Annotated in this window: 23 protein-coding genes; 11 read left to right on the top strand and 12 right to left on the bottom strand. The window is 61.7% G+C overall.

The genetic code is table 11. The features are described from left to right. Entirely contained in the window at positions 1 to 792 is a 792-nt protein-coding gene (locus ACROUL_RS19655; RefSeq protein ID WP_431301113.1) for a cyclase family protein, read from the bottom strand. Between the two features lie 200 nt (positions 793 to 992). Here ACROUL_RS19655 and ACROUL_RS19650 point away from each other — a divergent pair, with 200 nt between their 5' ends. From ACROUL_RS19650 to ACROUL_RS19620, 7 genes are all read left to right on the top strand, one after another. Beyond that, positions 993 to 2,561, top strand: coding sequence for a phytoene desaturase family protein (locus ACROUL_RS19650; RefSeq protein ID WP_431301112.1), 1,569 nt, complete (start codon positions 993 to 995; stop codon positions 2,559 to 2,561). 24 nt (positions 2,562 to 2,585) lie between these two features. Continuing rightward, positions 2,586 to 4,103, top strand: coding sequence for an ABC transporter substrate-binding protein (locus ACROUL_RS19645; protein WP_431301111.1), 1,518 nt, complete (start codon positions 2,586 to 2,588; stop codon positions 4,101 to 4,103). Positions 4,104 to 4,139: 36 nt separating this feature from the next. Next, positions 4,140 to 5,150 carry an ABC transporter permease gene (locus tag ACROUL_RS19640; RefSeq protein ID WP_431301110.1) on the top strand — a complete coding sequence of 337 codons (1,011 nt, stop codon included), beginning with the start codon at positions 4,140 to 4,142 and terminating at the stop codon, positions 5,148 to 5,150. After that, complete coding sequence (locus tag ACROUL_RS19635) at positions 5,143 to 5,994, top strand: ABC transporter permease (RefSeq protein WP_431301109.1); 852 nt, start codon at positions 5,143 to 5,145, stop codon at positions 5,992 to 5,994. The genes ACROUL_RS19640 and ACROUL_RS19635 overlap by 8 nt, the downstream gene beginning before the upstream one ends. Further along, the gene (locus ACROUL_RS19630) at positions 5,991 to 6,857 is read left to right on the top strand and encodes an ABC transporter ATP-binding protein (protein WP_431301108.1); all 867 of its coding nucleotides are present in this window, start codon (positions 5,991 to 5,993) and stop codon (positions 6,855 to 6,857) included. Before ACROUL_RS19635 ends, ACROUL_RS19630 begins: the two co-directional genes overlap by 4 nt. Further along, on the top strand, positions 6,854 to 7,657 hold the full coding sequence (locus ACROUL_RS19625; RefSeq protein WP_431301107.1) for an ATP-binding cassette domain-containing protein: 804 nt from the start codon (positions 6,854 to 6,856) through the stop codon (positions 7,655 to 7,657). Before ACROUL_RS19630 ends, ACROUL_RS19625 begins: the two co-directional genes overlap by 4 nt. 78 nt (positions 7,658 to 7,735) lie before the next feature. After that, the gene (locus ACROUL_RS19620) at positions 7,736 to 8,425 is read left to right on the top strand and encodes a DUF421 domain-containing protein (RefSeq protein WP_431301106.1); all 690 of its coding nucleotides are present in this window, start codon (positions 7,736 to 7,738) and stop codon (positions 8,423 to 8,425) included. A gap of 42 nt (positions 8,426 to 8,467) precedes the next feature. Here the strand turns inward: ACROUL_RS19620 and ACROUL_RS19615 are convergent, their stop codons facing one another. From ACROUL_RS19615 to ACROUL_RS19600, 4 genes are all read right to left on the bottom strand, one after another. Continuing rightward, complete coding sequence (locus ACROUL_RS19615; protein ID WP_305570960.1) at positions 8,468 to 8,665, bottom strand: CsbD family protein; 198 nt, start codon at positions 8,663 to 8,665, stop codon at positions 8,468 to 8,470. A gap of 80 nt (positions 8,666 to 8,745) precedes the next feature. Then, a complete protein-coding gene (locus tag ACROUL_RS19610) occupies positions 8,746 to 10,287 on the bottom strand; it encodes a phospholipase D-like domain-containing protein (RefSeq protein WP_431301105.1) in 1,542 nt (513 codons plus the stop codon). 86 nt (positions 10,288 to 10,373) lie between these two features. Continuing rightward, positions 10,374 to 12,140 (bottom strand): sensor histidine kinase, encoded by a 1,767-nt coding sequence (locus tag ACROUL_RS19605; protein ID WP_431301104.1) that lies wholly within the window; start codon positions 12,138 to 12,140, stop codon positions 10,374 to 10,376. Between the two features lie 46 nt (positions 12,141 to 12,186). Continuing rightward, a complete protein-coding gene (locus tag ACROUL_RS19600; protein ID WP_431301103.1) occupies positions 12,187 to 12,372 on the bottom strand; it encodes a NepR family anti-sigma factor in 186 nt (61 codons plus the stop codon). Between the two features lie 89 nt (positions 12,373 to 12,461). Between ACROUL_RS19600 and ACROUL_RS19595 the strand changes: the two genes are divergently transcribed. Continuing rightward, positions 12,462 to 13,271 (top strand): response regulator, encoded by an 810-nt coding sequence (locus ACROUL_RS19595; protein ID WP_431301102.1) that lies wholly within the window; start codon positions 12,462 to 12,464, stop codon positions 13,269 to 13,271. A 131-nt stretch (positions 13,272 to 13,402) separates the two neighbouring features. Continuing rightward, positions 13,403 to 13,882: a hypothetical protein gene (locus tag ACROUL_RS19590; RefSeq protein ID WP_431301101.1), complete on the top strand. Its 480-nt coding sequence runs from the start codon at positions 13,403 to 13,405 to the stop codon at positions 13,880 to 13,882. 12 nt (positions 13,883 to 13,894) lie between these two features. Here ACROUL_RS19590 and ACROUL_RS19585 read toward each other — a convergent pair whose 3' ends face one another. Continuing rightward, positions 13,895 to 14,074, bottom strand: a complete 180-nt coding sequence (locus ACROUL_RS19585) for a hypothetical protein (RefSeq protein WP_431301100.1) — start codon at positions 14,072 to 14,074, stop codon at positions 13,895 to 13,897. A 177-nt stretch (positions 14,075 to 14,251) separates the two neighbouring features. On the opposite strand from ACROUL_RS19585, the gene ACROUL_RS19580 reads away from it, so the two are divergent. After that, positions 14,252 to 15,214 (top strand): PRC-barrel domain-containing protein, encoded by a 963-nt coding sequence (locus ACROUL_RS19580; protein ID WP_431301099.1) that lies wholly within the window; start codon positions 14,252 to 14,254, stop codon positions 15,212 to 15,214. 361 nt (positions 15,215 to 15,575) lie between these two features. On the opposite strand, the gene ACROUL_RS19575 is transcribed toward ACROUL_RS19580, so the two are convergent. The 4 genes from ACROUL_RS19575 to ACROUL_RS19560 all read right to left on the bottom strand — a co-directional run bounded on the left by ACROUL_RS19575 (position 15,576) and on the right by ACROUL_RS19560 (position 20,911). After that, positions 15,576 to 16,046, bottom strand: a complete 471-nt coding sequence (locus ACROUL_RS19575) for a DUF2383 domain-containing protein (RefSeq protein WP_431301098.1) — start codon at positions 16,044 to 16,046, stop codon at positions 15,576 to 15,578. 42 nt (positions 16,047 to 16,088) lie between these two features. After that, on the bottom strand, positions 16,089 to 18,056 hold the full coding sequence (locus ACROUL_RS19570; RefSeq protein ID WP_431301097.1) for an AI-2E family transporter: 1,968 nt from the start codon (positions 18,054 to 18,056) through the stop codon (positions 16,089 to 16,091). A gap of 142 nt (positions 18,057 to 18,198) precedes the next feature. After that, positions 18,199 to 20,445 carry a molybdopterin cofactor-binding domain-containing protein gene (locus ACROUL_RS19565; RefSeq protein WP_431301096.1) on the bottom strand — a complete coding sequence of 749 codons (2,247 nt, stop codon included), beginning with the start codon at positions 20,443 to 20,445 and terminating at the stop codon, positions 18,199 to 18,201. A 1-nt stretch (position 20,446) separates the two neighbouring features. Then, a complete protein-coding gene (locus ACROUL_RS19560) occupies positions 20,447 to 20,911 on the bottom strand; it encodes a (2Fe-2S)-binding protein (protein WP_431301095.1) in 465 nt (154 codons plus the stop codon). Between the two features lie 92 nt (positions 20,912 to 21,003). On the opposite strand from ACROUL_RS19560, the gene ACROUL_RS19555 reads away from it, so the two are divergent. Continuing rightward, positions 21,004 to 21,615, top strand: a complete 612-nt coding sequence (locus ACROUL_RS19555; RefSeq protein ID WP_431301094.1) for a TetR family transcriptional regulator — start codon at positions 21,004 to 21,006, stop codon at positions 21,613 to 21,615. 95 nt (positions 21,616 to 21,710) lie between these two features. On the opposite strand, the gene mgtA is transcribed toward ACROUL_RS19555, so the two are convergent. Then, positions 21,711 to 24,248: a magnesium-translocating P-type ATPase gene (gene mgtA, locus ACROUL_RS19550; RefSeq protein ID WP_431301093.1), complete on the bottom strand. Its 2,538-nt coding sequence runs from the start codon at positions 24,246 to 24,248 to the stop codon at positions 21,711 to 21,713. Positions 24,249 to 24,483: 235 nt separating this feature from the next. After that, entirely contained in the window at positions 24,484 to 25,821 is a 1,338-nt protein-coding gene (locus ACROUL_RS19545) for an MBL fold metallo-hydrolase (RefSeq protein ID WP_431301092.1), read from the bottom strand. Between the last annotated feature and the right edge of the window lie 192 nt (positions 25,822 to 26,013).

Below are 26,013 nucleotides of genomic sequence, written 5' to 3'. Positions count from 1 at the left end.
TCAGCCCCGCGGCACAAGCGCCAGCGCCCGGATCGGCGACCCGGTGCCGTTCTTGATCTTCAGGGGCGCGGCAATCAGGATCGCGCCCTTTGGCGGCAGCTTCGACAGGTTGGCAAGGCTGGCCAGACCATAGCAGTTGTGCTTGTGCAAAAGGTTGTGCGCCGGGAACGGCGGCGTCATTCCACCGGCCTGTCCCGCATCGGTGCCGATGCACTGGCTGCCCCAGCCGACGATGCCCTTGGCCAACAGATACTCGATCACCTCGGCGGTCGGCCCCGGCGTATGCGGCCCGGTCTCGTTGGCGTTGAGGAACAGCGCCTCGTCATGCGCCCGGGCGTCCCAGTCAGACCGCAGCACCACCCATTCACCAGCGTTGATCGCGCCGTGCTTGGCTTCCCATGCCTTGACGTGGTCGATGGTCAGAAGAAAATCCGGGTTCGCATTGCACTCGGCCGAAAAGTCCAGAACGTTGACGGGTGCTACCAGCCGCTGCACGGGCAGCGTGTCAGTGTAACCGTCGGCGTAATCCTTGCCGGTGATCCAGTGATGCGGGGCGTCAAAATGGGTGCCGGAGTGTTCGCCCAGCTCCAGCCAGTTCCAGGCCCAGAACGGCCCATCCTTGTCATATTCGCTGATCCGATGGATCTTGATCGGCGGGGTGTCCTTGGCGAAATCAGGCGGCAGTTTCAGAAGCGGCGTTTCCGGGCCAAGCACACCCGTACAATCCACCACTTCAATTCCACCAGAGGCCAGCATCCCGGCGAAGTCCGCCAAAACCGTTGCCGAAGTCATGTCACTCTCCCTTTTTGTTGCAGCCGTCAGGGGCCGCTCCGTGCGTGCCTTGTCGCGCCGAATGCCATACACGTGCCATACGCCTGCCAGACGCTTTGCAGACCGGCGCAAGCGCACGTCAATTCCGTCGCCATCCGTCGAATCATGCTAGACAGAATTAGATGCGTTTGCAAATATCCTGGCGTCAAGCGGGGCGCGGAATGACGGATACCTTTGATGCAATCCTGATCGGGGCGGGGCATAACGCCCTTGCCTGCGGTTTGCATCTGGCGGCGAAGGGCTGGCGCGTAGGGATCTTTGAACAGGCGTCCGAACCCGGCGGCGCAATCAAGACGGGCGAATACACCCTGCCCGGTTTCCGCCACGACTGGGCCGCGATGAACCTGTCGCTGTTCGCAGGAAGCCCGTTTTTCAAGACCTACGGCCTGGAACTGACCGGCCACGGCCTTGCCTTCGCGCCAGTTTCGCACCCGTTCGCCTCGGCCTTCCCCGACGGTCGCTGGCTTGGCGTGTCCACCGATCTGGCGGCCACGACAGAGCGCATCTCGCAGTTTTCGGCGAGGGATGCAGAAACGTGGAAAGCCCTCGTCAGCGCGTTCCCCGTCGAGGCCGAAGCGATCTTCGGCCTTCTCGGCAGCCCGATGCAATTACGTGCGCTTGCATATTTCATGTTCAAAACACTACGCAAACGCGGTGTTTCGGGCAGTTTGGACCTCGCGCGCTTCCTGACCCTGTCGCCCAGACAATGGTTAACCCAAACCTTCGAGGCCGAACCCCTGCAAGCCCTGCTCGGCGCGTGGGGAATGCACCTCGATTTCGCCCCCGATATCGCGGGCGGCGGACTGTTTCCTTACCTTGAAGGCATGGCCGCGCAGGCTTTCGGCATGGTCCTCGGTCAAGGCGGCGCCGACACCGTAACCTGCGCTCTGACCGCTGCAATAAAAGCTCGTGGCGGCACCGTCACCTGCAACGCCAAGGTCGCGAAAATCCTGCACGGCAACGGTCGGGCGACGGGCATCGTCCTTGCCGATGGTCGCGAAATCACGGCCGCCCGCGCGGTCATCGCCGGCACCGCCCCCGCCGCGCTCACCCGGTTGACCGGCCCGACAACCCCCGCCTTCGACACCGCGATGACAGGTTTCATCCACGCCCCCGGCACCATGATGATTCATCTCGCGACCGACGGTCTGCCGGATTGGGCCGCGGGGGATCAGTTGAAGCAGTTCGCCTATGTCCATCTTGCCCCCAGCTTGGACCAGATGGCGCGCACCTATGCACAGGCGCAGGCGGGGCTTTTGCCGGATGAACCCATCCTTGTGGTAGGCCAACCCACCGCCATCGATCCCACTCGCGCACCGGACGGCAAGCACGTCCTATGGCTACAAATCCGCATGGCCCCCGGAACGATAAAGGGCGACGCGGGCGGCACCATCACCACGACCGACTGGGCGCAAGCAGCCGAGCCCTTTGCCGACCGCGCCCTCGCGATCCTTGAGCGATACGCACCGGGCGTCCGCGAAAAAGTCCTTGGCAAGCGCATAGTTACCCCACTGGATCTGGAAGCGGAGAACCCAAACCTCGTGGGAGGCGATCAGGTCTGCGGCTCGCATCATCTGGCGCAGAACTTCCTTTTCCGCCCCGCCCGTGGCCATGCCGACGGATCGACCCCGATCCAGAATCTGCACCTCACAGGCGCCGCGGTCTGGCCCGGCGCTGGCACTGGCGCAGGGTCAGGTTACTTGCTTGCCCGGCGTCTGGCCGGAAACTGAACCAACAAAAACAGGGAGATACAAATGAACCTCAACCGACGCACACTTCTGCAATCCTCCGCCGCTCTGGCGGCCTTGTCCGTCACCGGCCTGCCGGCCCATGCTGCCATCGACGAGCTGGTCATTGCCTACAACGTCAACCTCCCGTCATGGGACCCGACCGTCGGCCCTTCGGCAGTGAACCCCACGATTCAGGGGCTTTATCAGTCCGTCTTCGACCAGTTCATCCTGCAACAGCCCGACCTGAAACCCGCCCCCGGTCTTCTGACTGAATGGGGCTGGAACGAGGATCGCACCAAGGTCAGCATGACCGTCCGCGAAGGCGTCACCTGGCACGATGGCAGCCCCTTCACCGCCGAGGACGTAGCGTGGAGCCTGACCCGTGCGGCTGATCCTGCCACCGGCAACCCGATCAACTTCGTCTGGTCGACGCTGGCAAACATCAAAGCCGACGGCAACACCGTGACGGCAGACGTCAAGCAGTTCGATCCCACGATCTTCAAGTGGATGTATTTCCTGACCGGCTACGTCCTGCCGAAAGCCTATTTCGAGAAGGTCGGGGCCGAAGGCTTCGAGGCAGCCCCCATCGGCACCGGCCCCTACATGGTGGAAAAATACGAACGCAACGCCTTTGTTCGGCTGAAAGCCAACGCAAACTACTGGGGCGGCAAGCCCGATTTCGACACCGTGACGATCAAGTTCGTGACCGACGCCGCAGCCCGCGTGGCCGAGGTCGAATCCGGCAACAGCCACGTCACGCTGGAAATGCCGTATGAGGAGTATGACCGGCTGAAAGGCACCCTGAACGGGATCGCCGCACCAATTTCGGACATCGGGATGATCTTCCTCAACGATATCGAGGTGATGACCGACCCCAACGTCCGCAAGGCAGCGGCTTGGGCCATCGACAAGCAGACCATCATCGACCGGCTGCTGTCGGGCTACGGCGTAAAGATCGACACGCTGCAAACCCCTGAATACGAGGCCTACGATCCGTCGATCACCGTGCCTTACGACGAGGCCGCGGCTATCGCGGCGCTGGCTGCCTCGGGCTATAGCCCGGACAACCCGGTGAAGTTCAAGATCCAGACCACCAAGGGCTTCAAGCCCAAGGACTACGAGATGGTGCAGGCCATCGTCGGCCTGTGGCGCAAGATCGGGATCGAGGCCGAGATCGAGGTGTATGAAATCGCCAAGCACTACGAACTGCGCGCCGCCGACCAGCTTGCCCCCGCGGCCTTCTACAACTGGGGCAACTCTGTCGGCGATCCAACCACCTCCACCGGGTTCGCTATGTTCGGTCCAAGCCCGCATTCGGTCTGGGACGGTGAAGACCTGATCAACATGATCGGTCCCTTGTGGGGCGAGGCGGACGAGGCCAAGCGCATCGCAGGCTGGAAAGCCGTCGACCGCTACATCGCTGAAAACGCGCTGGTCATTCCGTTGCTGCAATACGTCCAGCCGATCCTTTCCGCGCCGGGAGTAACGGTCACGCCGCATGCGTCGGGTGCGCTGTTGCCGCACCTGATGAAACGAGCCTAAGGAAAGACGGGCCGCCTTTCGGGGCGGCCCACCATCATGCAGCTTCTTCGCGCCATCCTTCACCGCCTGCTGACCACGGCGATCACACTGATCGGCGTGGCTGTCATCGTTTTCGTCGTGGTGCGCGTCGTGCCGGGCAATCCCATCGCGATGATGCTGCCCCCCGGTGCCACGGATGACGACATCGCCCGCCTGACCGCACAGTACGGGCTGGACAAGACGATCCCCGAACAGTTCCTGATCTGGGCTGGCGGTGTGTTGCACGGCGATTTCGGGACCTCGATCACCGCCCGACAACCCGTGTTGGACCTTGTCCTTGGTCGCCTTCCCGCCACGCTGGAACTGTCGCTGATGGCGTTGGTCATTGCGGTCATGCTTGGGGGCATTGCGGCGCTGACCGGCACCCGCAAACGCGACACGCTGACCGAGGCGGGCATAGACATCACCAACGGAATGGCACTTTCGATCCCTGATTTCCTGTGGGGTTTGCTACTGATCCTCGCCTTCGGGGTGCTGGTGCCGATATTTCATATTTCGGGCCGCATAACACCGTCGCTGGAGTTGCCGTTCACCACCAACTTCTACCTCTTTGAAAGCCTGGTCCGCCTGCGCTTTGACCTGTGGCTCGATATCGTCAGCCACATGTTCCTGCCCGCGCTTGCCCTTGCCATTCCTCTGGCAGCCATCATCGGGCAGCTTTTGAAGCAGTCGCTCAAGGAAACCATGCACCTTGATTACGTCACCCTAGCGCGCACCAAGGGCTACAGTGAAAGTCACGTCATCCTGCGCGAGGCCTTGCCGAACGCGATCCTGCCGACGCTGACGCTGGTCGGCGTGCAGTTCACCTTTCTGATCGGTGGGACGGTCATCATCGAGCGGCTCTTTTCCTACGAAGGCCTTGGCAACATGGCGATCGACGCAGTCATCAACCGCGACCTGCCGCTGATTCAGGGCATCGTGATCCTGTTCGCGGTGATCTTCACCGCCGTAAACCTTGTCGTTGACCTGTTGTATGCCGTCCTGAACCCCAGGCTACGGCATGGCTGACGCCCGCGCCCTGCTTCGCCGCCGTGCCGGTTTGCGGCTATGGCTTTCCGCCGGATGGATCGCCTTTGTCGCCGCAGTGGCCCTTCTCGCCCCGTGGATCGCGCCGCATGATCCCTTGGCACAAGACCTGTTTCTTGGCCGTCTGCCGCCTTTCTGGATGGCTGGCACCGAACCGGGCTACTGGCTGGGCACCGACAGCCTCGGCCGAGATGTGCTTAGCCGCATCCTGCACGGTGCGCGGATTGCACTGATCGTGGCGCTGGTTGCCGGCACGCTTACCTGCCTTATCGGGGCGACGCTTGGGCTTCTGGCCGGGTTCCTGCGCGGCTGGGTCGATCTGGTGATCTCACGCCTGATCGACATCTGGATGGCCTTTCCGCCGGTCCTGTTCTCTATCCTTCTGATCGCCGTTCTCGGCCCGGGCCTTTCCTCCATCATCATCGCAATTGTCGTGATCGACTGGACACGGTTTGCCCGCGTCGTGCGCGCCGAGGCGATGGCGCAGGGCGCGATGGATTACGTGGCATCGGCCCGCGTCGCGGGGCGCAGCCGAGTTGGCACGATGCTGCGTGAAATCCTGCCGAACGTGCTGCCGACCATCGTCGTCCTCCTGACGCTGGAGATGGGCATCGCAGTGATCGTCGAGGCGATCCTGTCATTCGTGAACCTGTCGATATCAACCGACGATCCCACTTGGGGCGGGATGATCGCCGAAGGGCGGACGTCGGTGCATCAGGCATGGTGGGTGCTGGTGTTTCCGCTGATCACGCTGTTCCTTACCGTCCTCGCTTTCAGCCAGTTGGGCGAGGGGCTGAAAGACCGCTACGATCCGGTGTTACGATGAGCTTTCTGGAAATCACCGATCTCTCTGCCCGCATAAGGGGGTCCGACCACCGGCTGCTGCGCGGGGTGTCTTTGACTGTGGAAGCAGGCCAGGTACGCGGGCTTGTCGGTGAAAGCGGCGCGGGCAAGTCGATGATCGGAAAAGCCATTCTTGGCATCCTTCCTCGCGCCGTCGAAATTACCGGCGGTTCGATCATCCTCAATGGCACTGACCTTCTGACCCTGCCCGCCCCCGAACGCCGCCGCCTGATCGGCGCGTCCACGGCGCTTATCCCGCAAGACCCATTGACCGCACTCAACCCTTCACGCCGGATCGGGCCGCAGATCACCGACAGGCTCGTCGACATTCTAGGCTGGACACGCGCCAATGCCGACGCCCGCTCAAAGGAGCTTTTGGACGAGGTGCAGATCGCCGATCCCACCCGCGTCCTGCGTGCCTATCCGCACGAGTTGTCGGGCGGGATGCGCCAGCGCATCCTGATCGCCTCGGCCTTCGCGGCAGAACCAAAACTGATCATTGCCGATGAGCCTACCACGGCGCTGGATGTGACGGTGCAGAAGCAGATCCTGAAACTGATCGCCGCGATGCAGGCACGGCATGGCACCGCGCTTTTGTTCGTCACCCACGACCTTGGAGTGGTGGCCAAGGTATGCCAGCAAATCTCGGTCCTTTACGGCGGTCTGGTGGTCGAGGACACGACCACCGACGCCTACTTTTCCGGCCCGACACATGCGTATTCCCGTGCGCTACTTGCCGCCACGCCGAAATACACCGACCCGGAGGCGAGCCTTCTGCCGATCCCAGAGGCCGTCATCGCCGCAGTGCAGGCGGACGTGGACGCCCATGACCGGAGGGTGCAATGACCGCGCTTCTTCGGATCACCGATCTGCACTTGTCCCTGCCTGACCTGAACCGCAAGCCGATTCTTGGCGCCGCGCCGCGCATCCACATACTCAAGGGCGTGGACTTTGCCATCGCGAAGGGCGAGATCGTCGGCATCGTCGGCGGCTCGGGGTCTGGCAAATCCACGCTTGCGCGGACCCTGGTGCGGCTGCTGGAGCCGACATCGGGCACGGTTCACTTCGACGGGCAGGATATCAGTCACCTGCCGGAACGCGCCCTGCGGCCCTTGCGACGCCGCTTCCAGATGATCTTCCAAGACCCGATGTCATCGCTGAACCCGCGCCATACGGTCGCGCAGATCATCGAAGGTCCGCTTGCTTTGCACGGCGTTGCGAACCCCGCCGACCGTATGCGCGAGGCGCTGGATGCAGTCGGCCTTGGCCAGCGCTTTGCAACACGCCACCCGCACGAAATGTCTGGCGGCCAACGCCAGCGCGTCGGCATCGCCCGCGCTATCGCGCTGCGCCCCGATTTCATCGTGGCCGACGAGATCGTCTCAGGTCTCGACGTGTCGTCTCAGGCGCAGGTGCTGACACTGTTGGAACGGCTGGTGGCAGACCTTGGGCTAACGCTTGCCTTCATCAGCCACGATCTTTCGGTGATCAGGCGTCTGTGCAACCGCATCATCGTGCTAGACAAGGGTGTAATCGTTGAAAATGCACCCAGCGCCGAGGTTTTCGAGAGCCCGAAAGCCGCCGCGACACGCGAGCTTCTGGCGTCGATCCTGCTGCCAGAGGTGGGGCCCGACTGGCAGAGTTGACGCGCTAGAGGTCTAGATCGCGGAACTGATCCGAAGCCTGCCGCGTTGGCTGCGAAGCCGGCCGTGGGGGGCTTACCGATGCAGGACGCCGTCCAAGCGATAGACTGGCACAAGATGTTCATCGGCGACGAGCCGATCGGCTTCTTGCTGGAAATCGTGATCCGAACATTGATCATCTATGCCTACTCGTTGCTGTTGATCCGGTGGATCGGTGGGCGCGGCGTCGGTCAGATGTCGGTGGTCGAATTCCTTCTGGTCGTTGCCCTCGGCTCGGCTGTCGGAGATGCAATGTTCTACGGTGATGTCCCGCTCCTTCACGCCATGACCGTGATCACTCTGGTCGTCGTCATCAACAAGCTGATTGATATTGGGATGGTCGAAAGCCGCCTTGTGCGACGGGTGTTTTCGGGCCGAAGCGTCGCGGTAGTGGACAACGGCAGGATTGACCTGAAAGCGCTGCGTGCACTGAAGGTCAGCCGTGAGGAACTGTTCGAAGGGCTGCGCGAGCATGGCATTCGCAACCTTGGGCGCGTGGCTCATGCACGGCTGGAAACCAGCGGCACCTTCAGCGTGTTCCGCAACCGGGGTACTGTCAGTGGGCTTGCCCTCTTGCCGCCGCATACAGTGAATTTGCCAGTTCCGCTCCGTCTGGCTTCGCGGCTTTGCGAAGCGTGCGGCAATCCGGCCGATCAGGACGAAACGGTCTGCGCGCACTGTGCGAATACGACCTTCACCGCGGCGGCGATCGAACGCGACGAACCGCCATGAAAAAGGCGCGACCGAAGGCGCGCCTTTGCATTCACACGGTTCTCAGAGCCGACGGAACCAGTCATCGACTTCGCGTTCGGCATCGTTTTTGGTCTTGCCGTATTTTTCCTGCACAAGGCCGATCATCTGGTCACGTTTGCCGGCGGCGCGATCAAGGTCATCATCGGTCAGGTCGCCCCAGGCTTCCTTTGCCTTGCCGGCGTACTGCTTCCATTTGCCTTCGATCTGATCCCAATTCATGGCAGTCTCCTTGTTCCGGGCGGAAGTGCCCCTTGCAAGGGAAACCCCCTGATGGGCCATCAGGTTCCGCCCTTAGGCAATCAGACGAATTCGCCAGGCAAGATCGGCGGCTTTCGGCCAAACGCTTCGGCGGCAGCAAAGTCGTGCGGCAGGAGATAGCCTTCGCGCTCGCGCGGATGCCGTGCAGCATTCCGCCACGCGTGTTGCTTCCAGAAGTGAAGCGCCGTCTGCAGATCAAACGCGTCCGGACCGGAATCGGGCGGCAACCAATGCGCCATGACGCGATGGCGCAGTTCCAGTACATCGTTCGGCGCGTTCAGATAGACCCCCGCCTCGGTATCCCACCGAAGGCTGCGTCCATTCAGGTTGGCCGAGGACACAACTGCCGCCACATCGTCGAATACCGAGACTTTCGCGTGCACATAAACCAACGGCGCGCCAAAATGCCTGTCGCGACGGTCGGCCGGGTCGGCCTTGCCATCCGGCAGGGCCGGTCGCGGCTGCGCCGGCGAGCCAACGAACAGCCGCGCACCGAAACCGCTTCGCAGAATCCGCAGCGCGCGGGCTTGCATCGCTTCACCGAACCTGGCGTCCAGCCCGCGCCGGCCATCGAAGGCGACATCGTCTGGTGCAGCCGGAAGGATGAGGATCATCTTGAGCGATGGTTTGCGGCGCGCCTGATCGGCCAGAACCTTGGCGAGCGCTGGGTCGCGAAAATACTGGGTTTCGATATAAATCAAGTCATTGGCGCGGCGTGCCAGAACGACATGGGCTGAAAAGAACTCGCTGACCAGCGGTTCGGGCCCAAAATGCCAGAGACTGTGCCGACGCGGACGCGACAGGGTGCGCAACAGGCGCCTTGTTCTGGCCGGGGCCATGCGCCCGTCGATCACGTCGCGAAAACTTTCCAGGTGCGTTTGCGCCTCGGCCACCACCGCGCCTTCGATCATCAGTTGCACGTCGTGCCAGGTCTGGTCACCGGGCCGGCGGTGCAACGGGGTGTCATAACGGCGCTCGTCCAGATCGAGACCGCCAATGTACAGGAGCCTGCGGTCGATAACCGCGAGCTTTTGGTGATGCAGCGACGGAAACAGGCGCGGCAACGAGCGCAACTTTGGCCTTACCGTGCCGTCCTTGCGCACATGTAGGTTTCGGACTGCACCTTCCATGTCGCGCAGCGCCGCTTGCCGATTTGCAGGTCTCAGCCGGTTCAGCCAACGGGCAGTGCGAAGGACCTTGAGCATGATGTAGGGCCAGATCAGGATCCGGATCAGCGCGCCCGTCTCGGCCACATGCCGCAGGCGCCTGACATGAAGTTTTGCACCAGGCTCTGCCACGCCCGCGGCGGCTTCGAACATTCGTTGGTGGCGGCAAGCGGCGCGGTGCATGGCGGCACGTGCGATCGGATCGACATCGCTTATCGAAATGTGCAGCGTCACGCCGCGATTGAGCGTGTGGATCACAAGATCGAACCATGTTTTGCCGATGGCGAGCGCTTCGTCGGACCGAAGCCGCGTGGACAGATCGAAGATCATGAAACTGGCCCAGATTTCGGTCTTGGCCGCCAGAAAAGCGCGTTCAAGCGCCGGGTACGCTTCGGCTGCTGTCAGCAGGATCTTCACTGACCGCGTGGCGCCCGGCATTCGCACTCTCGATCTGGTTTCAGGCACGTCTGGGCAACGCGCTATCGAACCTGATCGTTCCCGAACTAATCTGACAAAGCCTCGCTTCGTTCGCGGTTTTCGGCCGTCACGAGGGGCGAGACGGGGAATGTGACCCGCATGTGATATTCAGTGTCATCCTCGCCCGAGTCGATGCGGCCGCCCAATTGCTGGACGAAGGCCATGATCAACTGCGTGCCGATCCCGGTGCTGGAGGCGGGAATGTGCGCACGCATGGTCACATCGGGGCGGCTGTTGCTGACCTGCAAGACCGCCTCGCTGCCGCCAGACCGTTTCAGACGGACGCGTAGTTTCCCGGGCCGATCTCGCGTGGCGCCAGCATGTTTCATCGCGTTCGTCAAAGCCTCGGCTAACAGCAGCGACAGGGGGATCGCCTGATCTGGAACCAACCGCAGATCGTCGATGTCGGTCTCGGTGACGAAGGGCCGCTCTGGCCCGGACGAGATCGAGGTGATCTGGCGCAGGATGTCGGGAATCAGCTCACGCGCCCTGACATCGGCAAGACCGCTGGTCTGGTAAAGCCCGCGGTGCACCGTTGCCAGCGACATGATCCGCTCTTGCAGGTTGCGCAGAAGGGTCTTGGCCTCGGCACTTTCGGCGCTGCGCAGCTGGATGTTCATGATCGACGAAATGAGCTGGAGGTTGTTCTTCACGCGGTGATGGACTTCGCGCAGCAGGACTTCCTTCTGGTGTACCGAGTCTTCCAGCTCGGCTTCGCTTCGGGTGATGCTCTCGGTCATCGAGGTATAGGCCGACGCCAGTTCGTGCAGTTCCACCGGGGCGTTGTCGAGGTCGATCGCCTGCAGGCGCCGGTCGCCGCGCGCAAAGCTAACGATGGCGCGGTTAAGCGTGCGCACGTGCCGCGTCACCAGAAATTCGGCGGCAAGACCGGCGGCAACCAAGCCTATCAGCCACATCAGAAGCGATGGCATATAAGCGGAAAGGCCCCCCCCAACATCAGTAACTTCGCGCCGAAATGCGCTCATCAGGTAGAGGTCGCCGGGCACGATCGGCACGACCGCATAAGTCATGTCCCGACCGTCCCGCGAAATTTCCGGCAGCACCGACGACCCGGTGCCAACAAACTCAGTCAAAGGGTGCGAGGCAGGGATGCGTTCTGCGGCGGCGGCGAGGTCGAGGTTCGAGGTGAGCAAAGTTCCGTCCCGATCGAAGGTCCAGAACTCAATGGGCGCGCTCGTGGTGCCAAGGGTGTCGCCGAATGCATCCAACCGAAGGTCGTTCAATGCGTTGTGCGGCAGCGACACCACGACATAGCCCAGAAAATCGCCCGCCGCACTTAGCACGGGATGCGAGATACCTAGTACCGAAGTGCCAGAAACCGGCCCGCGGGGGTTTACCACGAAGCCCGGTTCGCGCAGCCGAACAACCTTTTCAAAGAAGGGGTTGCCGGAAAAGGCGTATGTCCGACCGACCGACGAGCAGGTCATCAGCCCCGAGACGGGAATGAATGCGACCAAGGACGCGGTGGGTTCTTCATTGGCCACACCCCGCATCAATTCGGAGCAGGCGGCCGGGTCGTCAATGACTTCCGAAGCAACGTGGGACAGGCTGGCCACCATGCCCCGCACGCGTCGGATCAGACCCGTCTCGGCCATTGCGGCCTGCACCGTGGCCCCCAACAATGCGGCTTCATTGCGAGCCTCGATCTCGTTCTCCAAGGCATCGGTCTTGATGAATGCAATGACGCCTGCCGGAAGCAGGGCCAGAGCGAGAATGATCGCAAATCGAATGGCAAGGCGCGACGCAATCGGCCTGCGCTCACTGCTGGTCATGCGACGCTTCCCAATGGTGGTAAAGCGCCATCAGCGGCAGGTTGCTTCACGGCAAATCCGATGGATCGACGGCATCGGTGGCGGCCGCCTTCTTGCGCAATTCGTCAAGCAAAGCCATAAGTCTGTCAGGGACAGGCTCGCTCAGGGTCTCGCCATAGATGCGTTTCAGGTTCTCGTCGATCTGAAGACGCATCCGGTTCTTGGGATTGCTGTCCACCACGTCCGCATACATCTTTGTTTCTGCCGCCTCTTTATCATGGAACCAAACGTCGCACCAATGCGTTTGGTTCCGGGACAGTTTGATTGGGAGTAAAATAAACGATGCAAGCCCGCGCTATGCAGCCGTCTGTCACGGCGATCACGCACAACCTGCCCTATCTGCGTCGGTACGCCCGCGCCTTGACGGGAAGCCAAACCACCGGCGACAACTACGCGGCTGCCACACTCGAGGCGATCCTGGCTGATAGCGCTGCGCTGGCGCCGGAATTGGACCCCAAAGTCGGCCTGTTCCATGCGTTCCACCTTGTCTGGTCCAGCGCCGGAGCACCAACTGGCGAGGCCGATACCCGGCTATCCGCCACCGCGCAGGCCCACATGGCGCATCTCACGCCGAACACTCGCGAGGCGATGCTGTTGCATGCCATCGAAGGTTTTGACATGGGCGAGATTGCGCAGATCATGCAGACCGATCAGGACGACGTCGTGCATCTGATCGAGACCGCTGTGCGTGAAATGCACTCCTCGGTCTCGGGCCGGGTGATGATCATCGAGGATGAGGCGATCATCTCGATGGATATAGCGGCCATCGTTCGGGAAATGGGCCATGACGTCACCGGCATTGCAGCCACGCGCAGCGAAGCGGTGGAACTTGCGCGCCGCGAGCGGCCTGATCTGATCTTGGCCGATATCCAGCTTGCCGACCGCTCGTCGGGGATCGATGCGGTGAATGACATTCTGAAGATGACGGGTGACACCCCAGTGATCTTCATCACCGCCTTCCCTGAACGATTGCTGACTGGCGAAAGACCGGAACCAGCGTTCCTGATCACAAAGCCCTATGCGGAGGATCAGGTGCGCTCAGCGGTCTCGCAGGCAATGTTCTTTGCCAGCACCGAAACCCTGAATGCATGATCTTTGGTGACAGCCTGCCCAGACGCACCGGGCAGGCGTATTCCATTCCGGGGAACCGGAACGGTGCGGGCGCGTTCTCCATGGGCTGGCAGCAACTGTTCGCTGCGCACACCTTACCCAGGAGACCACTTATGTTCCGCACTCTGGCCATTGGCAGCCTTGCCGCGCTTAGCCTTACCACCGCCGGCACCGCAGCTACCGTCAAAAGCGTTGACGTGGAGGTCGAACTCTCTGCCATCGAAAATCCCCGCGCCGCTGAATACTGGACCTCGATTGCTGACGATCTTGAAAACGCGATCGTCGCCAAGATCGAAGATCAAGTGTCTGACGACGGTGTAGACGTAAAGATCGACCTCGCAGAGGTCTCGCTTTCGAACGGGTTCGAAGAGAACCTCGGCCTGGCCGATACGCGTCTGGTTGGCGACGTGACGATGACTCACGCCTCGGACAACACGCGGTTCGGGAAGTACGAGCTTACCGTCGACGTGAACACTGCGTTGCCGCTTATTCCGGCTGACGTGGACGTGACGGTCCTGCCGGCCGACACCCGCGTCTACTATGAAGCGATGATCGCGGCTTTTGCCCAAGGGGTTGTCGACCGTCTGAAGTAATCCCGCCCTGAATTAGCTGAAGGCCTCGGGCAAAAGCCCGAGGCCTTCGCATTTATGTATCTCAGTAGAAAAGAAAACGCCGCCGACGATCTCTGCAAGGGAAACAGGATCATCGGCGGCAAACGCCAACTGCGGACAGGGAAGATCCGCTTTTTTTGATCGCCAGGGAGGGACATCCTTGCGATCAGGCATTTCATAAACACCCCAGTGCGCATTCGGTTCCCCACCATCGCAAATTTTTTTGGGGCTGTGCGATTGCTCGCCGACGAGGTGCAGAGTCTGGAAATCTCGGAACCGCCGCGGCGACTGCGGGTTGGGTTTTCAAGCGCCCCGAGTGGGCGCATTCAGCCTCTTTGCTAGGAGAAACCCATGAAAACCCTTCTACTTGGTACAGCGATTGCCTTGGTACTCGGCTCGTCGGCTTCGGCTCAGGACTTGTTCCGTACCGAGGTCGATCCGACCGCAATCACCGCCTCCGACTTCATCGGCAAGCGCGTCTATGCTGCCGAAGCGCAAATCGACGCCGATGAATTCGACGGCGTCCAGCAGGACTGGAAAGATATCGGTGAGATCAACGATGTGATCCTTACCCGTGATGGTCGTGTCGATTCCGTACTCGTCGACATCGGCGGCTTTCTTGGAATGGGCGAACGACAGGTTGCCTTGTCGATGGAGAGCATCCGTTTCGTTTCGGACAGCGCCACGCCTGACGACATGAGCGACTTCTTCCTCGTCATAAATGCCGACAGGACGGTACTTGAAGGCGCGCCGGAATACGTCCGCACAAACCAAGTCGCTACAGACGCAGGAACTTCGACAGACACCGCGGCTACTGCGACCGAGGGTGAGGCGACAGGTGCAGCTACGGAGGGCGCGGCAGACGACGGTACGGACGGCACCTTGAGTGAAGGCGCCAACAGCACTGCTGCTACCGAAGGTGAAGCTGGTGGCATGGCCGCCACCGAAAGCGCTACTGATGACGCGGCTGCCGCAACGGACGATGCCGCAACCGCCGCGACGGAAAGCATGGCAAAACCGGGCGAGGGCTATACAGAAATGGACCCAACCAGCCTGACCGCTGACCAATTGATGGGGGTTCGCGTCTACGGACAGAATGACGAGGACGTCGGCGAAATTTCGGACATCGTCCTGGATGACACCGGCAAGGCTGCCCAAGTGATCGTCGATGTGGGCGGCTTCCTTGGGATCGGTGAAAAGCCGGTTGCGATCGAGCTTTCCAAGATGCAGATCATGCAGCAGGCAGAAGGCGGCGCGCTGCGCGCTTATGTCCAAATGACTCAAGAAGAACTTGAGGGCCTCCCGCAGCGCTAAGCTGCACCCTGGACAACAAAAGGCCCGGGCAATGCGCGGGCCTTTTCTCATTTTCGGACAGCACACCTAATGACGGTCGCGCTCCGCAAGAGCAATCCCGTAGCATGGGCTGGATGATGACCATGGGACCGATCATGCGCCCCAGCAGGAAGCCTGCGATTGTCATACACCGCGACCGCAGCCGGATTGCGGCGCGCCAAGTCAATAGCCTCAACAAGCAGGTCGCCGAACCTGCGCCTGCCGACTCTCCCTTGTACGAATTCGCCTTGGTTCTGGAGTATCGAACTGGTGACCTCCGATTTGCTTGGTCTTTCTTGCAGGCCTGAAAATTTCCCACCTGACTGGTCGGCTCCGCAACCGTTCAGTCAGGGGCAGGCGACTTGGCCAGAAGTTCCGTCAGTTCAGCGCGCATTTCATGCAGACTGGCAACCTCGGGCGCGTCGCGCAATGCGGCGATGGCGCTGTCGAAAGCGTCCAGCGTCCATTCCTCGCCCCTGCGGATCTGGTGCATCACATCGGCATTGATATCGTCAAACAGGCTGCGAAGGCTGACCACGACCCGGTTGACCGTCGCCATGAAAGAACCGTCGGCATCGGGTTGCAATCCACGGACCTGGAGCATTTGCGCTACGCTATCGGCATGGCGCTGGTGCAGATCCTGGAACCGTTGGGCCACGACAAGAAAGCCCGGTTCGGCGCGCGAAACCATTGCAGCAAAACCGGCGACATTATCGACCGACCGCCGATGCAGAGAGACCAAGGCGTCCTCGACCGTTTCGGTAGGCTGATCGTCGCGCACTTCCTCCGGGGTAGGGGTGGTGATTGTCTGCATCGTCCATCCTTTCGATTGCGCTGGCTGCGCAATGGAAAAACGTCAGGATGCGGCCAGCGGTTCCCCCCGGAGCGGCGCCGCGGCACGAAGAGCATTTCGCCGCCGCGCCCGGGGCCGACCTTCCTTGTCAAGCAAGCGGGGCGGTTCATCAGCCATCGCCATCCGCAGCGCATCGTCCATCGTTGTCGCAACGAAATCGGCACCGATATCCTCGGCCGATCGCAGGGCGGCGTCGACACTAGGGTGGCGCAGCGGCTCGGACCCATCGTCGGTCATGCCGGAGGGCATCTGCCAGATCACCACGCCCACACGCAACTGCGGCAAAGCCCGCTTCAGCCGTCGGATGATCAGCAAGGACGCTCGCGCCGGACTTGGATCAAGGTAGCTTAGGATCACGACCTTCGCGGTCGCAGCCTCGGGCACATTGGTTGCAATGTGATTCAATTTTCCGCGTGGAACGACCGTCACTGCCGCACCTTCGGCGGCCAGTGCCTGACCGAACATGCCCGCCGCGACCTCGTCCAGCCGGCTGCGCCCACCCGAAACGAGGGCGTTGACCACTTCTGTCGGCAGTTGATCGGAGACGGGACCATCGCGATCGAAGGCCAGGTGGTCCGCGACTAATGGCTCAAGCACGGTAATGAACTCGCGTGCCGACAGGGCAATGCGTTCCTCTTGCACCTCCGAGAGCACACCGCGGTCGTAGTCAGCCTGAGCCAGCAGCAGGGCCGGGATGCCGACATCGCGGTAGTAATCCGACAGGTGGCTTTCTTCCAGTTCCTCTTCCGCATGCGATGTCGCTTCGACCATGTCGCCGATCAACAACCATTGATACAGCCGCGTATGCGCGCGCAGCACCGGTTCATCGCCAAACAGGATATCGAACACCTCGAACTGCGGCAGGTAACGCCCCAGCACCACCAAGCATACGGTCAATGGTGTTGACAGGATCAGCCCCATCGGGCCCCAGACCGATGTCCAGACGATTGCCGCAATGATGATGGCGAGCGGAGAAAGCCCGGTGCGCGATCCGTATATCCAAGGCTCGACGACATTCGAGGTTACCAGTTCAACCGTGGCGAACAGCGCCACCGTCCACAGCACCATCGACCAGTCCGGCGACACCGCGAACGCGAGGAACAGCGGAATCGCGGCGGCCATGATGCTGCCCAGATAGGGGACAAAGCGTAGGACCAGTGTCATCATCGCCCACAGGCTGGGGTTCGGCACGCCAATGATCCAAAGGCCAAGCCCGACCGGCACCGCATAGATGGTGTTCACCAGAAGCTGGATCAGAAGATAGGTCGCCACGCGCGATCCTGCATCTTCAAGGATCTCGGTCGTACGGTGCAGGTCGTTTGACCCTACCAGTCGGATGAACCGGTCCCGCAGTTCGTCGCGTTCGATCAACATGAAGATGACCACGACGACGACCAGACCCGCGGTCACGATCGGGGCGACCACAGGCAGAACGATCTCGTTGATGACCTGCCAGATATTCTGGGTTTCGACCACAGCGACCGGCATCGGTTCGCCGCTGCCCGGTGCGGTTGCGCTGCCAGTATTTGCCGACAGCGCATTGCTGATCTCCTCGTTGATGCGCGCGAGCATGTCGACAAAGCGTCCCAGCACACCGGATGGCCCGTCACCTGATTGCAGCGCCTCAAGTTTCGCGATGATGTTGGACTGGAACGTCGGCAGTTGTTCGATGACCAAGGTCAACTGGCCGCCCATGAAGAACAGGATGGTGCCCAGAATACCGAACGCGATTGTGACGGCCAGCAGGACCGAAAGCGTGCGCCCGATGCCGCGTCGGCGAAAGACCGAAACCAGCGGCGACAGCGCGAAGCTGATCAACGTTGCGATGGCCAGCGGCAGGAACACCGCCGCGCCGAAATGCAGGATGCCGGCGACGACGGCGATCGTGGCAAGGGTCGGTAATGTGATACGGCGCGTCAGGCCAGTGCGCGCTTCGCTGGCGTAGCCCGCCGAGGCTTCGGTGTCGAACATGCTTCCCCACGGTTCCGATCCGCCTCGTCTGTGCGGACCTGCCCGCAACAAAGTTCGGTTCCAGACGAAACTCAACGTCCGAAGGCTGCGACCGGTTCCCTTCGCGACGAGCCTGCGACCGTTGGACCGACCGGTTTACCGATCAGGCCATGAAATTAAACGTTCGGTTTAGCGGAAGTTCACGAGCGCGGGTGCCGGTCAGATCAAAAAGCGCGTTTGCAAGGGCAGGTGCGGCGGGGGGGGTGCCCGGTTCGCCAGCGCCGCCGATATGGCCAAAGGTGCCGTTGTTCTGCAGGATCTTCACCTCGAAACTTGGCGTGGTGTGCATTCGCAGTGGGTCGTAGTCCGGGAAATTCAGCTCGACTACCTGTTGGTCGGCAAAGCTGATCGCGCCCTGAACCGCAGCCGAAAGACCATAGACCATTCCGCCGGTCATCTGCGCTTCGATGATCGAGGGGTCCATTGCAAGGCCTGGGTCACAGGCGATCCATGCTCGGGTCAGCCTGATGCCAGCGGGGGTGTCCTGCACCTCGAGCACCTCTGCCACGGGCGTCCCGAAGGAGTAGCAGAAAGCAACACCACGCCCGAAGCCGGGACGTTTGAGCGTGTCCCAGCCTGACATGTCGCGGACGGTTTCCAGAAGGGTAACCGATGGCGCGTGAGTGTCGCCCATCAGATCAAGCCGGAACTGCAAGGGATCGGTCTTGGCGGCATCGGCAAGCTCGTCGATGAAGCTTTCCAGGAAGAATGCGTTCATTGAGTTGCCGACGGACCGCCAAAAGCCCAAGGGGACTTTAAGGTCGGCAAGATGGCCGTCGTAGCGATAGTTGGGCAAGCCGTAGGGTTGGTCAAAGCCGCCTTCGACCGTGGCGCGGTCCGGGCCGGGGGGCGCGAAACCGATAAGCCGGCCAAGTGCGCTGTGGGTGGCCGAAGGGGCGGCAGTGCGCCCCCACAGGGCAGTTGCCTTGCCACCGTCCAGCCGACCCGAAAGTCGGGCAATCGCGGCCGGGCGGTAATAGTCCTGTGTCATGTCCTCCTCACGGCTCCACGTCACCTTGATCGGCGTATCGGGCATCGCGGCAGCGACGCGAGCGGCAAAAATGGCGGGAACCGGATCGGTGCGGCCACCGAAGCCGCCGCCCATGGGGGGCGTGTGCAGCGTAACCTTGGCGCTGTCGGTCCGAAGAGCCGTGGCGATGGCATCCCGGGTCAGAATTGGAGCCTGATTGCCGCACCACACCTCTACCGCGCCATCCGACTTGACCCATGCAGTGGCGTTCAGCGGTTCCATCGCAGCATGGGCAAGGAACGGAATGCGGTATTCGGCTTCGATCACGTCGCCTTTGGCAAGCTCGGCTTCAACGTCGCCATCATCGCGAAGACGCGAGTCCGGCGCGGTGGCAAAAGCTGCTTCGATGCGGGCCAGCATGGCGGCGGTATCGGCGGGATAGTCGGCTGGACCCCACTGGATATCCACCAATGCCGCGGCTTGCATGGCCGACCACGTGTTGTTGGCGACGACGGCAATGCCCGAGCCGAGGCCGATCACCTGATCGACGCCGGGAAGGGCCAAGGCGGCAGCGGGATCGAAGCTGGTCATCGGCCCGCCGCGCTTGGGGTTCATCCGGACGGTGGCGAATTTCATGCCCGGAAGGGTGATGTCGATACCGAATGTCTCGGTCCCGGTTGACTTAGCCACCATGTCAAGGCGCGGCATAGCTTTGCCGACAAAGCGCCAGGTCGAAGGATCGCGGAGCGCGATATCCGCAGGAACCATCGTCACGGCTTCCTCGGCAAGTTCGGCGTAGGTGAAAGTCTTTTCGCCGATAACAGTGCCAGCTTCGGTTTTCAGCGTGTCGGGCGAAACGCCAAGTCGCTTGGCGGCAGCGGCCTTCAGCGCCTCACGAGCGCCCGCACCGGCAAGACGCATCTGGTGAAAGCCTCCGATCGCGCCGGTAGAGCCGCCGGTCATTTGGAGCGACAGGATTTTAGGCAGGGCAGCAAGGACGGCATTGGGCGTGTTGTCAGCCTTGGACAGGATGTAGTCGGGTTCATTCGACATGCGATCAACGAAGCCAGCGTTGTAGTATGCCTGCGCCGGAGGACCGTGCAGCACACGGATCTGGGCCCAGTCGACGTCAAGCTCTTCTGCGACGAGCGCGGCGAGGGTTGTGGAGATGCCCTGCCCCATCTCGGCCCGGGGGGCGATGACGGTGATGCCGTCGGCGTTGATGATGACCCAAGGGTTCAGCGGGGTGGCGCCGGGCGTGGGAAGGAGCGGGTTCACCGGTACCTCGGCCACCTTGTAGGCCCCGAAGGCTGCTCCACCGACGACAGCCGCGCCAAGCACGATGAACGAACGGCGGGTGATTGTTTTCCAGGACGCCATGTCAGCCTGCCTTCATCATCTTGGCGGCGTCGTGGATTGCGGCTCGGATACGGGGGTATGTGCCGCAGCGGCAGAGGTTGCCTTGCATGGCGTCATCAATGTTCTGATCGGTAGGGTCCGGGTTCGCGGCCAGAAGCGCTGCTGCCTGCATGATCTGGCCGGACTGGCAGTAACCGCATTGCGCAACTTGATGCTGAACCCAGGCCTGCTGCAGCGGCGCAAGAGCGCCGGGTTGGCCGAGGCCCTCAATGGTAATGATCTCTCCCGCAGCATCAGCAAGCGAGACTTGGCATGAGCGCACCGCCTCACCGTCGATCAAGACGGTGCAAGCGCCGCAAGCAGCAACGCCACAGCCGAATTTGGTGCCGGTCAGGGAGAGGCCGTCGCGCAGCGCCCAAAGGAGCGGCACGTCGCCCTGCAGGTCAATCTGGCGGGTTACGCCATTGATGGAAAGGGAATAGCTCATGCTTGGCCTCCTATTTTTGACAAATTGGACTAAAACTGTCATTATGTCTACTGCTGGTTTGACGGAGAGCCCGATTTCTGCAATACGAAGGCATGGACACCGAGGCTGGCCCTACCATCGACCCCAAGGATGCCGCCATTCTGCGCGCAGCTTTCACGGCCTTCGCCCGCTATGGTTTGCGACGCACGTCAATGGCCGACATCGCCATTGGGGCGGGCATGTCGCGGCCAGCGCTTTACCTCCACTACGCTGGCAAGGAAGACATCTTCAATGCGCTGGTCCGCACACATTTCGAACGGTCGGAAAAGGCCGTCCTGAAGGTGCTGGCCACAGCGGGCGACACGGTCGACACCCTGCTCGCGACGTTTCACGCTATCGACGGCGATGCGATGGAAGCGATGATGAACTCGCCCCACGCTGACGAAATTCTCTCGGCGGACACCCCGTTCACGCAGCCTGCGGTGCAAGAAGCCCATACCCGGATAACAGGGCATATCGCGCGCTGGATCGAAGCGGGCGTGGCGGACGGTCGGCTAAGCCTTGAAGGCCTAGGGGCATCTGCCGACGAAGTGGCAGCAACGATCATGGCCACCAAGTTTGGCGTCAAAGCCACGTCAAAGGATTTCGCGGCCTACCGCGCTGCCGAAGCGCGCGTTGCAGCGATCTTCGGAAAAGCCCTTTCCAAGCGCAACGACGGCGGCTAGGGCGAAGCTGTCTGGGTAAGGGAATCTACAAGACTCGGGCACGCAATCGTCGCATCAGCCGTGCGGAATGGGGTCAAGGCAGTCGCCGCCTTTGATCACATTGAAAAGGCAGATCGAACGCCCAGCTTCACGCCTTCGGTGGCAATTGCGTAGAGCGTCACGATTGCCAGGCTGCTGGCCAACACCGGCATTGGCAAGGCTGAAAACCCTAACAGTCCCGCGAAAGGCCCCAACCAGGGTATCACCAACGCAAGCATTGCTACGGCAACCGTTGCGGCCAGAAGCACCTTGCCTGGCTGGCTCGACCAGAAAACACGGCGGGTGCGCAGGACCATCACCACAACCAGTTCCGTAAGAAGTGACACTGTGAACCAGGTGCTTTGGAACAGCGTTTCGTCCGCATGGAACACCCAGATCAACACACCGAAGGTCAAAAGGTCGAAGACCGTACTCACCAGCCCGAACACCACCATATAGCTCCGTATCGCGCGCAGATCCCAGCGTGGCGCCCGGGCGACAGCTTCGGCATCGACCCGATCGCTTGCCACTGCCAGCGAGGGAATGTCGGACAGGAAGTTGTTCAGCAGGATCTGCGCCGCCGTCAGGGGCAGGAACGGCAGGAACAAGGTGCCAAGCGCCATGCTGATCATGTTGCCGAAATTCGCACTCGTGGTGATCGAGATGTATTTCAACGTATTGGCAAAGGTTTTCCGGCCATCCACGATCCCTTGGCGCAGGATGTCGAGGTCCGGGGCCATGAGTACGATGTCGGCGCTTTCGCGCGCCACGTCGACGGCATCCTCAACGGATATGCCAACATCCGCCTGCCGTAGCGCCGGGGCGTCATTGATGCCGTCGCCCAGGTAGGCCACCGAATGCCCGCGTGTCTGCAAGGCCCGCACGATCCGCTCTTTCTGCTGCGGGTCGGCCTCGGCAAACACGTTGCAATGTTCCGCAAGATGCCAGAGCGCCTCGTCCCGGGTCGCGATCAGCTCGGCCCCGGTGATTACGGTTGGCTCCAGACCCACGGCGCGAGCCACATGTTCGGCCACATGGCGGTTGTCGCCGGTGATTATCTTCACCGAAATGCCCAGCGCCGCCAGCGCCGTCAGCGTATTGTCGATCCCGGCTTTGAGGGGATCGATGAACAGAAGGAAGCCCGCAAACGTCATTCCAGCTTCGTCGCTGACTTCATAGCGCGACTTCGGTGCAAGGCGGCGGGTTGCCACCCCCAGGACGCGAACCCCTTCAGCGCCCCTTGCGGCGACGAAGTCGGCCAGACTCGCGCGGGTCTCAGGATCAAGTGGTCGTGGGCCATCAGGGGCATCGAAGGTGTCGCAGCAGGTCAGGACGGTATCGAATGACCCCTTTGTGACCACAAGATGAGCTTCCTCATTTGGCAGATCGACGACGATCGTCAGCCGCTTACGAAGAAAGTCGTAGGGAATTTCGTCCACCTTGGGATTGCCCGGCAAGTCAATCCCACGCCGTTCCGCGGCCGCGATTATGGCTGTATCGAGCGGATTCTCGATCCCGGTCTCGAAATGCGCATTGATCAGCGCAAAGCGAAACACGGCGTCGGATGCCTGCCCCACGGGATCGGTCGCGCCACTCAGCACCATCTGGCCGGTGGTCAGCGTGCCGGTCTTGTCGGTGCAGAGGATATCTGCTGTCCCCAGGTTCTCGATCGCCGCTGAACGGCGCACAAGGACACCCGCCTTCGCCATCCGCCGCGCACCAGCGGCCATCGTGACACTTACGATGGCGGGCAAGAGTTCCGGCGTCAGACCCACTGCCAGCGCCACGGCAAAAAGCAGGCTGTCGATCACCGGACGGTCCAACAGCAAGTTTGCAGTCAGGACCAGTGTCACGATGACCATCATCACCCGCATCAAGAGCGCGCCAAAATGGCGCAAACCGCGTTCGAAATCCGTCTCGGGGTCACGTTGCCCCATCCTTTCGGCAATAGCGCCGTAGGCGGTGCCGCTTCCGGCGGTGACCACAAGCATCCGCGCGGTCCCACTGCGCACCGAGGTGCCGAGGAACACCGCGTTCGTGCGGTCGATCAAAGTCGCCGCAACCGGCGAGGGCGCAGGACGTTTCTCGACCGGAAAGGACTCTCCGGTCAGGGCGGCCTGGCTCACAAGGAAATCCCGCGCCTCGATGACGACCCCATCCGCCGGAATCAGGTTGCCAGCCGAAAGCTGCACGATGTCGCCGGTCACCACCGCTTCTGCAGGGATCGCCTCGATCTCGCCGCCACGCAGAACACTTACCGACAGCGCGAGCCGGCTTCGAAGCGCTTGCACTGCACGGGCCGCGCGGTATTCCTGCGCAAAACTCAGCAGGGTGCTGCTTGCGACAATCGCCAGAATGATTCCGGCCTCGGTCCACTCCTGCACGACCAGCGAAATCAGCGCGGCGAAGATCAGAATCAAGACCAACGGGCTTTCATATTGGCGTAGCAGCAGGCCTGCCCAGCCGCGGTCATCCCGCGACGCTACAAGGTTCGGCCCCACGAGCGCCAAACGTCGCGCAGCCTCGGCCCCGTCCAGACCTGCTTCGCCGGTGCCAAGAGCGGCCAGCAGTTCCGCGGCCGTGCAGGACCACCAGGCTTCCGGTACCTCAGCCATGAGCCTGGCTCAACGTCGGCGGATCTGCATGACTGACGCGCGCATCCAGCCTGCTGGAGGGCTTGGTCTTCCTTGCGTTGAAAAGCCCGCCCTTACCCTCATATTCGACCGACCCGGTTAGCCGCTCATGGCTCCGGGTCTCAGCCCCACTGCCCGACAGGAGGTATCCTGACGTTTTACAATCCTTGGGCTCCATCTGCGCTGCCTTCTGCCGTGAGGATGCGAAGTCCGAGAGTCACAGGTCGTAGTGCTGGTGCAGGCCCGGCAGTTCCACCCGGGTGCCATGCAGAGCACCTGCAAGAGCCTGACGCGCCGCCGTTTCGCCGTGTACAAGAAAAGTCACGGAAGGTGAGCCCGTGCGACGGTGCCAATTGATCAAATCAGATTGCCCGGCATGGGCAGAAAAGCCGTTGATCGTATGGATGTTTGCCCGAACGGCAATTTCGTCGCCGAACAGCTTCACCGATTTAGCCCCGTCGATGATGATGCGCGCAAGGGTGCCTTCGGCGGCAAATCCCACGAAAATTACGCTGCAATCGGCATGGCCAAGGTTGTGGCGCAGGTGGTGGCGCACCCGGCCCCCGGTGCACATGCCCGATCCGGCGATGAACACGGCGCCAGACCGTATCGCGTTAAGGGCCATCGACTCCGACGCCTCTTCGACGAAATGCAGGCCGGGCATCGCGAACGGATCTACCCTGCGCGCCAGCAGCGCCGCGATCTCGGGCTTCAGATCGTCCGGATGGCGGCGGTAAATCTGCGTCGCCGAAATCGCCATCGGCGAGTCGAGGAACACCTGCAAGGCGCGCGGCAGATCCCCCGCTTCGCGCCCTTGGCGCAGGGCGAAAAGAAGTTCCTGCGCGCGTTCGAGCGCGAAGGTCGGGATGATCACGTTTCCGCCTCGCGCCAAAGTCTGGCCAATCGCGTCGTTCAATTCTTCGACCGAGCGGTCAAGCGGTCGGTGGTCGCGGTCACCATAGGTGCTTTCCATGACCACCACATCCACACCCGACGGTGGCATGGGGCTGTTCAGGAGCGGCCGGTTGGCCGGACCAATGTCGCCCGAAAACAGGATGCGCCGTCCTTGCCGGTCTGCGCCAACCGTCAGGCAGATGCTGGCCGATCCAAGGATATGACCAGCATCGAACCACTCCGCGACGATGCCGGCGCCAAGGTCCATCTTGCTGCCATATCTTGCGACGCGACCAAACCGGTCGAGGCTGTCCATCACGTCGATCGTGTCGTAAAGCGGCTCGTCACCGCCGCCATGCCGATGCCGCCGCCTAGCCTCTTCCTGATGCAAACGCGCAGAATCGAGGAGCACAAGGCGCGTCAGGTCTTTCGTCGCGGCAGTGCAGATGATCTCGCCGGTAAAGCCGCGCTTGACCAGAAGCGGGATGCGCCCGCAATGATCTAGATGCGCGTGTGTCAGCAAAAGGACGTCAACCGTCTCGGGATCAAAGCCGAAATCCTGGGCATTGTCCTCGTCTAGTTCACGGCCACCCTGAAACATGCCGCAATCGACCAATACGCGTCGGCCCTGCACCTCGAGCAGATGGCAGGACCCGGTCACTCCCCCTGCCGCACCATGAAACGTCAGACGCATTTCAACCAAACACCGTCGGCTGTCGTCCCGTCGATCCTTGTCATAAGTCCGTCTCCTCACCGCTTCATGGGTGAAGCGTAGGCGAACGTCTTCCAGCCGGCGTTGATTTGCATCATTGCCGCTGATCGCCAGTTTCACACAGCCAGCAGTTGACGGAGG

The sequence above is a fragment of the Tabrizicola sp. BL-A-41-H6 genome, assembly GCF_050632395.1.
GTDB lineage: Bacteria > Pseudomonadota > Alphaproteobacteria > Rhodobacterales > Rhodobacteraceae > JAUYQR01.
Note: the sequence above shows the minus strand (reverse complement) of the source record. Positions and strands in the feature narration are given on the sequence as shown.

Coding starts and splice junctions, on each gene's coding strand:
- ACROUL_RS19655 (WP_431301113.1), bottom strand. CDS start 792: ATGACTTCGGCAACGGTTTTGGCGGACTTCGCCGGGATGCTGGCCTCT.
- ACROUL_RS19650 (WP_431301112.1), top strand. CDS start 993: ATGACGGATACCTTTGATGCAATCCTGATCGGGGCGGGGCATAACGCC.
- ACROUL_RS19645 (WP_431301111.1), top strand. CDS start 2,586: ATGAACCTCAACCGACGCACACTTCTGCAATCCTCCGCCGCTCTGGCG.
- ACROUL_RS19640 (WP_431301110.1), top strand. CDS start 4,140: ATGCAGCTTCTTCGCGCCATCCTTCACCGCCTGCTGACCACGGCGATC.
- ACROUL_RS19635 (WP_431301109.1), top strand. CDS start 5,143: ATGGCTGACGCCCGCGCCCTGCTTCGCCGCCGTGCCGGTTTGCGGCTA.
- ACROUL_RS19630 (WP_431301108.1), top strand. CDS start 5,991: ATGAGCTTTCTGGAAATCACCGATCTCTCTGCCCGCATAAGGGGGTCC.
- ACROUL_RS19625 (WP_431301107.1), top strand. CDS start 6,854: ATGACCGCGCTTCTTCGGATCACCGATCTGCACTTGTCCCTGCCTGAC.
- ACROUL_RS19620 (WP_431301106.1), top strand. CDS start 7,736: ATGCAGGACGCCGTCCAAGCGATAGACTGGCACAAGATGTTCATCGGC.
- ACROUL_RS19615 (WP_305570960.1), bottom strand. CDS start 8,665: ATGAATTGGGATCAGATCGAAGGCAAATGGAAGCAGTACGCCGGCAAG.
- ACROUL_RS19605 (WP_431301104.1), bottom strand. CDS start 12,140: ATGACCAGCAGTGAGCGCAGGCCGATTGCGTCGCGCCTTGCCATTCGA.
- ACROUL_RS19600 (WP_431301103.1), bottom strand. CDS start 12,372: ATGTATGCGGACGTGGTGGACAGCAATCCCAAGAACCGGATGCGTCTT.
- ACROUL_RS19595 (WP_431301102.1), top strand. CDS start 12,462: ATGCAAGCCCGCGCTATGCAGCCGTCTGTCACGGCGATCACGCACAAC.
- ACROUL_RS19590 (WP_431301101.1), top strand. CDS start 13,403: ATGTTCCGCACTCTGGCCATTGGCAGCCTTGCCGCGCTTAGCCTTACC.
- ACROUL_RS19585 (WP_431301100.1), bottom strand. CDS start 14,074: ATGCCTGATCGCAAGGATGTCCCTCCCTGGCGATCAAAAAAAGCGGAT.
- ACROUL_RS19580 (WP_431301099.1), top strand. CDS start 14,252: ATGAAAACCCTTCTACTTGGTACAGCGATTGCCTTGGTACTCGGCTCG.
- ACROUL_RS19575 (WP_431301098.1), bottom strand. CDS start 16,046: ATGCAGACAATCACCACCCCTACCCCGGAGGAAGTGCGCGACGATCAG.
- ACROUL_RS19570 (WP_431301097.1), bottom strand. CDS start 18,056: ATGTTCGACACCGAAGCCTCGGCGGGCTACGCCAGCGAAGCGCGCACT.
- ACROUL_RS19565 (WP_431301096.1), bottom strand. CDS start 20,445: ATGGCGTCCTGGAAAACAATCACCCGCCGTTCGTTCATCGTGCTTGGC.
- ACROUL_RS19560 (WP_431301095.1), bottom strand. CDS start 20,911: ATGAGCTATTCCCTTTCCATCAATGGCGTAACCCGCCAGATTGACCTG.
- ACROUL_RS19555 (WP_431301094.1), top strand. CDS start 21,004: ATGGACACCGAGGCTGGCCCTACCATCGACCCCAAGGATGCCGCCATT.
- mgtA (WP_431301093.1), bottom strand. CDS start 24,248: ATGGCTGAGGTACCGGAAGCCTGGTGGTCCTGCACGGCCGCGGAACTG.